This is a genomic window from Gammaproteobacteria bacterium, assembly GCA_003696665.1.
Taxonomy (GTDB): Bacteria; Pseudomonadota; Gammaproteobacteria; order Enterobacterales.
On record RFGJ01000149.1, the window covers coordinates 1 to 5,573 of the forward strand.

General features: G+C 49.7%; 4 protein-coding genes. All 4 read left to right on the top strand.

The window, feature by feature from the left end; all coding sequences use genetic code 11:
- Positions 1–206, top strand: a 206-nt coding sequence (locus D6694_04585) for a T9SS C-terminal target domain-containing protein (protein RMH45505.1), incomplete at its 5' end; no start/stop codon positions are given.
- Between the two features lie 560 nt (positions 207–766).
- Complete coding sequence (locus D6694_04590) at positions 767–1,654, top strand: DNA adenine methylase (protein ID RMH45508.1); 888 nt, start codon at positions 767–769, stop codon at positions 1,652–1,654.
- A gap of 118 nt (positions 1,655–1,772) precedes the next feature.
- Entirely contained in the window at positions 1,773–3,785 is a 2,013-nt protein-coding gene (locus D6694_04595; GenBank protein ID RMH45506.1) for a DUF87 domain-containing protein, read from the top strand.
- A gap of 10 nt (positions 3,786–3,795) precedes the next feature.
- Positions 3,796–5,175 (top strand): DNA double-strand break repair nuclease NurA, encoded by a 1,380-nt coding sequence (locus D6694_04600; protein ID RMH45507.1) that lies wholly within the window; start codon positions 3,796–3,798, stop codon positions 5,173–5,175.
- Positions 5,176–5,573 lie beyond the last annotated feature (398 nt).

Below are 5,573 nucleotides of genomic sequence, written 5' to 3' on the forward strand. Positions count from 1 at the left end.
CGCTCGAAGGATTTCATCCGGCCGATCTGGGCCGCACGGCACGCCTGCGCCTGTACGATGCGCCGGGCCGCCTGCTCGAAACGCAGTCCCTCGGCCTGGGCAGAGAGGTGGCCTACGTGCCGATCCACGCGCTGCCACCGGGCCTGTACGCGATCGAGCTGCAGACCGACCAGCGCGTCTATGTCGCGCGGCTGGTGGTGCAGTAGCCATGGCGACGTTTTTTTGAAAAAGCAATAACTTTGACTCATGGATAATTCAACTACCCATACGAGATTCACGATCTTCGGGGTGGTTGGTGAAGCTTTGTCAAGAATATAGTGCTGTTTCTTCGGAACCAAGATAAGCCAAAGGGGGTGATCTATGCCGGCCTATTGCTGGGAGCAATTCGATTTGTCGTTATATCAGAAAAGTTCTTACAACCATATCTGAAAGAAGATTTCGGGGTGCCAACTATTGCCAAGACTGCGGATATTTGATACAGGAAAAGTTTGGTGTGAGATTTTTTTCCTTATGTCATGTTTTGTTTTGTGTGTTTGTTAAACTTTGTTTACAAGTAAATTAAGATGGTTTTGGCTAAGGCCGACGAAGAGTGCAGTGTGCCTTTCTGTTCTGGCAGGCTAGTTTAGCTAAACGCTGGCAGAGTAGAAGTTACTCTGCTACCGGCATGTGTCCAACATGCGATTCAGGCGGAGTACAGTGCAGGTGTTGTTAGGTGGAGGGAGAACAAAAGAACAGATCATTTGAAAGATGATTTATGGCTAAGAATATTAGGCTGTTGAGTCCACTTCGATACCCGGGTTCCAAAAAACGCCTTTCTGATTACATATGCGATACACTTTTACAGAATAATTTTACTCCCTCTCTTTATGTTGAGCCTTTTGTTGGCGGTGGAAGCGTTTTTCTTAAGTTGCTTCAAGAAGATTTGATAGAAAAGGCTGTGTTGATAGATAGGGATCCATGGGTGGCCAGCTTTTGGCGAACAGTTTTTTGGGATACCGATTGGTTGCTGAAGCAAATTGAAGAAGCAGTTGTCACATTAGGTGAATGGGAGAGGTTGAAAAATGGCAATCCAAAGACGACACGTGAACGAGCATGGACATGTTTATTCCTTAACAGGACCAGTTTTTCTGGAATCTTGGAAAAAACCGCAGGGCCGCTTGGAGGGAAATCTCAAAAAGGTCGTTATAAAATAGATTGTCGCTTTCCTCGCGAGACTTTAATTAGTCGAATTAAGAATATTAGCAAATATAGAGAAAAAGTGTTTGCCATTCTAGATTTGTCATGGAATGATGGGCTTGTTTGGATAAATAATAAACAGAAAAAAGGGGTTTTGCCAAGTGATCGGGTGTTTTACTATTTTGATCCACCTTTTTTCAACAAAGCAAGTGCTTTGTATCGTTATTATTTTAATAATGGAGACCACCGTCGATTACGCGATGCCCTTTTACAACTCACTGATAAATGGATTCTCAGCTACGATTCAGCCGAGGAGGTAGAGGAATTGTATGGCACTGCCTTGCGTCATCGCACCAACGGCGCGAAGAAACACAGCATCGAAACACTTTACAGTGCATCAACCATGCAGGAGCGAAAGAAGGGAAAAGAAGTTATTTTGTCAAACTTTGAATACCTGCCACCTCTCGAAAGGAGCTGAGAAAACTGAGTAGATAGACGACCATTGCAAGTACAGGTGTTTTAGCAATTTTTGACCTTCGACGGGGTATAAACGATGACATGATATTCCAGAAAAGAGGTTCAATAAGCGAGTAGCAATGAAAAACATCAATCAAATTCTCCGGAACGGTGACTTAGCCCAATTGATCCAGCTTGAGTACTTCGTAGGCTGGGTATATGCCATCGACTACGAGTTTGCCTACGTGATGACCAATGATCTGTGGAAGCACCAGGCCCACGGTATTCCCCATAACTGTTTCTTGGTCGCTGCCTCCTTCAATCCGGAGTCGATGGCCCAGGTCCCAGAGGCAGAGAAGGAAGTAATCCTTCTGCGCGTCGTTGGCTCCGCCAAGTTGCCTCAAGACGACGACTTGGTGCGTACCAAGATCGACTTCTTCAAGGATCATAAAGAGGTTTTTGGCAGCGACGACAGACAGCTTGATGATCTTACCTTAAATGAACTCCAGTTTGGCGGTCTGCAATGCCGGGTGCTGGGCACTTTCTTCGTCGATAATGGGGAGTTGTGGCTGGGAAGCGACATCGAATCTTTTGCCTCGGCGACCAGACTCAACGTGTATCGCCCTCACGGAAAAGCCTTGGAGACCATCGTCAACTATGTGGATCCTATTCGTCGGGATGCTGCCATTGAGATGGCAGAGCAGTTGGGACTGACCGGCGAGATTCAACCATTCGAGATTGGCACCGTACGCTACACATCAACAGACCGACTTCACCGTCGAACTGCCGCTTCACCCCCAGTTCCTGTCACGGTCCAGCCGGCCGATTTTCTGGGACGTCGCACCGCGGTGTTAGGTATGACCCGCACGGGCAAATCCAACATGATCAAGCAGCTTGTGTCCGTCGTGAAGCGAGTGGCCGATGAGAGCGGTGCCAAGATCGGGCAGATCATCTACGATATTAATGGTGAGTACGCCTATGCCAACCAGCAGGATAAGGGTGCCTTGGCCGATATCTATCCTACTGACACGGTGCGCTATCGGATGTTGCCGGCGGTAGGATTCAGGGAGTTGCGCACCAATTTTTATGACCAGCTCAACGAAGGGTTCGGCATTATTCAGCGAGAGCTGGAAGAAGCCAACCGGGTGACCACTGACTATGTACGCGCCTTCGTGAATCTTTCTCTAGACCGGCCGGACGAACGGGAAACCGGGGAATTTAAGCGTTGGCAGGTGCGTGTCGCGGCCTACCAGACCTTGCTCTACGTTGCGGGTTTTGCGCCGCCGAAAGATTTTAAAGTGAAATTTGAGGCAAACGCCGACATCAAAGAAAAAGTGAATGCGCAGGCACGCGAGAAACTCCCTGATCCAAAAGTCGGCCTGACCTTAGAACAGGCAAAGCACTGGTTCTTGGCCCTGCGAGAGGTCAATCAAGCTCAAACGCTCAAAAGTTCATCCGGCAAGGACTGGGTCGACGACTCCCTCCAAACGCTGCTCAACATGATTGCTCAGCGTCAGGGGAACACCTTCATTTCCGGCCATCGCATTTTGGCGGATGCGGTACGCTACCATGCACCGACACGTACCACGGAGGTTGCGGATGAAATCTACGAACTGCTCAAGGAAGGCAAGATCGTTATCCTTGACCTGTCAGTGGGCGACGCGCGTATCCGGGAGAAGATCAGTACCCGTATTGCCCAGAAAATTTTTCAGTCGTCCATGAACATTTTTGTTCAGGGCCAGACGCCGCCCAACATAGTCGTCTACATCGAGGAAGCCCACAACCTGATCGGCAAGGGCATGGATTTGACCGAAACTTGGCCACGGCTGGCCAAGGAGGGCGCGAAGTACCGTATCAGCTTGGTCTACGCCACACAGGAAGTCTCGTCCATGCACCCGAACATCCTGGCCAACACCGAGAACTGGTTCATCACCCATTTGAATAATGCCCGAGAGATCAGGGAGTTGGCTCAGTTTTACGACTTCGATGATTTCGGCCAATCCCTCAAACGGGCTCAAGACGTAGGGTTTGCGCGCGTGAAAACCCTCTCAGGTCCCTTCGTGATACCTGTGCAAATCGACAAGTTCAACCCAGAGATGGAGCGACAACGAGTTAAAGAGGCTCAAGCGCGCCGGCAAAACGTGACAAAATAAAAGATCTGACATGCCATATAAAGGTGAGTTCGCCAACAAGACGGCCCACATAGATTTCGTCAAGAATCCAGACGTGCGTGCCTTCTTAAAGTCATGTGAGTATCTGACGCAGCCGTCACCGGAGGAGGCCAAACGCATCGTCGCCCCCTTTCGTGAGCCCCCTCGGCCTGCGAATATCTCCCTGCCGGCTCATGTCTTGGCCGTAGACGGCAGTCCCCATGAGGCGAGTCACGATGCGCTGCTCCCCAGTACCAAGATTGGCTTTATCAAGATTGGGGCGGTACTATTCAGTTTGCATGAGTATGGTTCTTTGCGCAGTGGGCGCTATGTGGATCCGTTTAGGGTCGCCAGGCTCCAAGACAACAACGCATCTTTAACATTTGTAGTACCCAGCTCTAACATCCGAATCCGTGGTAAGAAAAGTGTCCGCGACAGCTTCCGAGCAGCTCTGGACGCTCAGTTCTTGGCTGAAGCCACACGATTTGATTCCGACAACTTTCACACCAGTCTCCGCTCCACTCTCTTTCACCTTGCCCATCGCCGCCCTGATGATATGGGCACTGGTGATCCGTTTCGCCTGAAGCTTCACAAGTGTCCGACTTGTAAGAAGGGGCCTATTGAGCTTGAGGACAAGCCAGAACAGCAATATTGCCCACATTGTGAAGCTGAAGTTTATCCCACAGACTGTCTGCGGCTCTGGGAAGAAATCAACGATTATCAGTCTAACCAATTGGCCATTACCCGTCTCATGATGTTGTTGGAGCATTTGCTCCCCATCCATTACATGCGTTTCATCGCAGAAAAAGATTTATCTGCCTTGAGCAAAATGGCCTTTTTCGTAGATGGTCCCTTGGCTATCTTCGGTACGGCTGCTTGGCTTCACCGCAGCATCATGGACTACTTGGCTGAGATGCGTAATCGGCTAGGTCGCCCTGTACTCATGATCGGACTGGTGAAGACTGGCCAAGTTGTAGATCACGTGAATTTATTGGATCGGTTCATTCCGAAAAATCGGCTCTTGGCTATCGACGACGACTATCGCTACAAGTATATCTTGGCTGGCCGAGATCCCGCCGGCAATGGCTTCGGCTACGAGACCTATTACGGCCAAGATTTCATCCTAAAGACCCAAAGCGGTCGCACGTTTGTCTTCTGTCTGCCCTATCCTTTCCCGAATAAAAACTTGCCAGGAACCTCATTTTTGGAGAAGAAGGTAGAGTGGGATCAATATCCTCAGTTGGCTACTGTCGTGCATCTGATCGAACAATTGGAGAGTGACCTATACCGCAATGCCGTAGTACCGATTGCTTTGGCTCATCGCTATACGGCCATAAGCCTGAGACCGGGTGGTAAGGTGCTTGATTTGTTGTTAAAGAAAAATTTGGAGTAAAACTGTGGATTATCGACGTGCGACCGTTAGCACGGTATAGTCTTCAGTATTTAGAATGCTTATAGCAATAAGAAATCTTACACATAGCCCAACCTGAGAAAGGCATTTTGGGATCCACACATCGTTCCTACCAAATATGAAGTCAGCGAAATTTGCTTGACGAGATAAAAGTCTGCTCTACCACCCAGCGGGGATAGCCTTTCAAAGGCTCTATAGCCGAGAGAGACCATCGCGGCTTCGCAAGCGTTACCAATCCTTGCTCGGACGTCCTTTGCGGCCGGTGCCTTTGCGCAGCTTTTCGAGTACTTTCTGCTCTTCGCGGCTCATGATTTCGAGCAGCTTGCGGGCCTCTTCGCGCGTCAGGTCCTGCGGTTGGCCCTGGGGCTGTGCCTCGGCCG

Excerpts from the sequence above, each read along its gene's own strand:
- D6694_04595 (RMH45506.1), top strand. The coding sequence starts at position 1,773 with ATGAAAAACATCAATCAAATTCTCCGGAACGGTGACTTAGCCCAATTG.
- D6694_04600 (RMH45507.1), top strand. The coding sequence starts at position 3,796 with ATGCCATATAAAGGTGAGTTCGCCAACAAGACGGCCCACATAGATTTC.